This is a genomic window from Methylobacterium sp. E-065, from assembly GCF_022829605.1.
Classification (GTDB): Bacteria; Pseudomonadota; Alphaproteobacteria; order Rhizobiales; family Beijerinckiaceae; genus Methylobacterium.
Window position 1 is genome coordinate 1 of sequence record NZ_JAKSYD010000226.1, and the last position, 3241, is coordinate 3241.

Sequence of the window (3241 nt, forward strand, 5' to 3'; positions counted from 1 at the left end):
GATGGGGCATGATCCGGTCCGAACTCGTCGCCCGCATCGCTGCGCAGAACCCGCACCTCTACGCCAAGGACGTCGAGGCGGTGGTCGACGCCATCCTCGACAAAATGACCCGCGCCCTGGCGGACGGCGATCGCGTGGAGCTGCGCGACTTCGGCACGTTCGCGACGAAGGAGACGTGCGCCCGTACCGGCCGCAATCCGCGAACGAGCGAGGTCGTCGCCGTGGCGGCCAAGCGGAGCATCCAGTTCCGGCCAGGCAAGACCATGCGTGCTCGACTGAACCTTAAGCCGGCGGATCAGGAGCGCGAGGCCGAGCGTCTGCTGCGGGCGGTGTGATATTGTCCGCGGTATCGGGCACACCGGCCGCGGCCATCTCATGCGCCATGGCGATCCGCTGCTCGCGTCGGTAGCCGAGCGCCCAGAGCTTGCTCGCGAACCGCCGCGTACCAGGCGGGTAGATCCGCACCCCGCCGTTCTGTGCCGTGGCCGCAGCGTGCTCCGGTGCATCGATAACCCACCGGTGCGCGCACGTCTGGCTCACGCCGAGCGCGTCCGCGATCTTCTGCACCGGCACGTGCTCGGCCCGCATCGCGCGCGCCCGGGCCCGCAGTTCGGCGAACAGTACCCCGCTCACCGGATGTCGGCGGTTGAGGTGCCGTCCCATCAGAACCGATACCTTCCGCCCGAGCTGGAGCGCGCAACGGCTGTGCCGCTTGTAGTCCGCGGCTGAGATCGAGTGTTCTCACTCGGTCCGGGACTGTCGCGCTGGGTTTCGGCATGTTCGACATGCCATCCTGAGAGCCGACTGGGGGTACAGCAACGGTTTGTGCCGCTGCAGGCACGCTGATGGCCAGGGCGGCGACCGCGGAGAATTTATAGAGGAAAACATTTTGGTTTGCTGCGGAAAAAACTGAAGCGTTTCTTTCAGATACTAAGCAAAGTCCTGATCATCAAGATTAATCACTCCGTTCGTGATCCCATCGCGGTCGTACCTTCGACCGGCGGCGTCTTCGATCTCGCTTTGGCAGCTTACGAAGAGATCGATCGGCTCGGACCACGCGTCGCCGAACCAGTCCCGCAGGGTGTCTATTGGAATTCGACAGGGCAGGAGCCGGTGTCCGTCGGACATCGCAAAGCGCACATGCTCTCGCGTGTTCGCATCAATAACCGGGGGCCAGCCCGGGTAACCGACGATGGGCATGGTAAGCCTCAGCGGTTTCTATCGGCTCCACGGAAATATCCGTCTCATAGACAACGGGTCATCGAGGAAGAACGAACCGCAGTTGCAAAAACTTATTTTGCGCGTGCCCGATGCCGCTTAAGAAAATTTGCCGTCCTAAAAAGACTTATTGAGGCGACGCAGGCTGACAACTCGTCAATCATCGCACCCAGCACCATCCTGATCCGCGGGGGCCGGACTAGTGCCGGATCCGCCGCCCCGATCGGCAAGCTCGACGGCTCCGGCTGGGGCCGCAGCCGCGTCCGGCACAACGTCCTGATCGAGCGTCAGGATGGCAGCCGGGTCATCAGGCCGTTTCGTGGTCTGCGTAAGCTGACAGTGGCGAGCCATGGCTGAGCATCACTCCGTGATGAACTGCACCCTCACGAAGTCTTCGGCCCTTTCGATCACTTCGCAGCGGTGCCGCACCTGGATCGACATCGCGATGAGGAGGAACTGGTCTGGAAGGCGGATCGCGTTCGATAGCTCCACCCGTGCCACTCGGGCGCCCTCACGCTTCGCCACGCAATCGATGGTGAGGATTGGATCACCGAAGACCGCGGACGCTACCTTGAAATCCACACGAGGCTTTAGGGGATCGGCCGGCATACAATCTCAACACGAATTCGTTAAATGTCAGCTTACGCATGCTTCAACGAAATCGAAACGCAATTGTTTCAATTTCAGACGTAAAAATTTTCTGTGCAGCTCTAGGTGCTCTATTTGTATCTGTGCTCAATATTTGTACTTTTATCCCAATGTTTGGCAGGGTAGCGCGGTCAAATTTCAGTCAGTAAATCTAACACCGATCTTTCGATCGCTACGCCAGATAACCTCACGGTGCTGATTAAGTGACAATTCTATCGAACGCAGGCGGAATTCATCTGGCGGGGTCGAGTGCTCATCCATTTCGATCATCGCACCGGATCTGCTGAGATCCCAAACGAGACAATTGAGGCCTTCTTGCAAGGTGCTAAAAAAGATTTGTTCTGTTTTCAGAGCCTGGATGCACGGCTCACTCCTAGAATTTTCGGCTATCATCTGTCTCCGAAACTGCTGAAGCGATACTATAGTGGGAAATATTAGATCGGCGTTGATCTGCAAAGCGGATTTAGCCCCGGCCGACGGGCTCGACATCGCTGGGGCGGCATGACGAGCGACGACAGCTTCATGATGCTAGGGTCTGTCGTCGCCTGAACCATCTGGCGTAGCACGCGTTTTGTGCCTCTGATCTGGGAGGGACGATGCTAGGCGACACGCAATGGGCTGTTTTGGAGCCGCTGGTTGAGGCTTGTCGGCCGAAGGCGAAGACACCGCCGCAGGATCTGCGGCGCACGCTCTCGGCAATCCTGTGGCGCCATCAGAACGGTGCCAAGTGGCGCGCGATCCCGCAGGAACTGGGGCCGTGGTGGCGAGCGGCGCAGATCTTCATCCGGTGGTCGCGCAGCGGCGTGTGGGAACGTCTGCTCGGTCTCGTGCAGGAGCGCGGCGTTCAGTTAGGCATGGTGTTCCTCGACGGCACCAACATGCGTGCGCACCAGAAGGCGGCAGGCGCCGCCAAAAGGGGGGATCTGCAGCCGAGCGAGACGCTCGTGAAGCTGTTGGCCGATCGCGTGGCGGGTATGGCACCAAGGCTTGCGTGATTGCTGACGGCGCGGGCCACGCGATCGCCTTTCGGATTGCACCGGGGCAAGCCCATGAATTGCCTCATGCGCTGCCCTTGCTCGACCGACTGCCGGGCGTGCCTCGCTGGGTGGTGGCGGATCGGGGCTACTCCAGCCATCGCTTCCGGCAGCAGATCGCGGAGGCCGGAGCAAAACCTGCGATCCCGTCCAAGCGGAACGAGGCTCCAGTGCGTTGCCCCGACTGGATCTACAACAACCGCAACATCGTCGAGCGGCTCTGGGCGCGGCTCAAGGAATGGCGAGCGGTTGCCACGCGTTACGAGAAGACCGCCGCCAGCTTCAGCGGTATCCTCTGCCTCGCCGCTGCCCTCGATTACCTCAGGTGACGACAGACCCTA

The 3241-nt window shown here is 60.8% G+C and carries 5 protein-coding genes; 2 read left to right on the plus strand and 3 right to left on the minus strand.

What is annotated here, in order from left to right:
• The first annotated feature begins 8 nt into the window (after positions 1 to 8).
• Positions 9 to 335: an HU family DNA-binding protein gene (locus MKK84_RS25990; RefSeq protein WP_243924913.1), complete on the plus strand. Its 327-nt coding sequence runs from the start codon at positions 9 to 11 to the stop codon at positions 333 to 335.
• On the opposite strand, the gene MKK84_RS25995 is transcribed toward MKK84_RS25990, so the two are convergent.
• The 3 genes from MKK84_RS25995 to MKK84_RS26005 all read right to left on the minus strand — a co-directional run bounded on the left by MKK84_RS25995 (position 283) and on the right by MKK84_RS26005 (position 1827).
• The gene (locus MKK84_RS25995) at positions 283 to 663 is read right to left on the minus strand and encodes a hypothetical protein (protein ID WP_243924910.1); all 381 of its coding nucleotides are present in this window, start codon (positions 661 to 663) and stop codon (positions 283 to 285) included. The genes MKK84_RS25990 and MKK84_RS25995 overlap by 53 nt on opposite strands.
• Positions 664 to 930: 267 nt before the next feature.
• Positions 931 to 1200 (minus strand): DUF1488 family protein, encoded by a 270-nt coding sequence (locus MKK84_RS26000; RefSeq protein ID WP_313899371.1) that lies wholly within the window; start codon positions 1198 to 1200, stop codon positions 931 to 933.
• Positions 1201 to 1578: 378 nt separating this feature from the next.
• Positions 1579 to 1827, minus strand: coding sequence for a hypothetical protein (locus MKK84_RS26005; RefSeq protein WP_243924911.1), 249 nt, complete (start codon positions 1825 to 1827; stop codon positions 1579 to 1581).
• A gap of 635 nt (positions 1828 to 2462) precedes the next feature.
• Between MKK84_RS26005 and MKK84_RS26010 the strand changes: the two genes are divergently transcribed.
• A protein-coding gene (locus tag MKK84_RS26010; protein WP_243924912.1) for an IS5 family transposase occupies positions 2463 to 3229 on the plus strand; the annotation gives its coding sequence in 2 pieces (ribosomal slippage) (positions 2463 to 2778 and positions 2778 to 3229; 768 coding nt in all).
• The last annotated feature ends 12 nt before the right edge of the window (positions 3230 to 3241 follow it).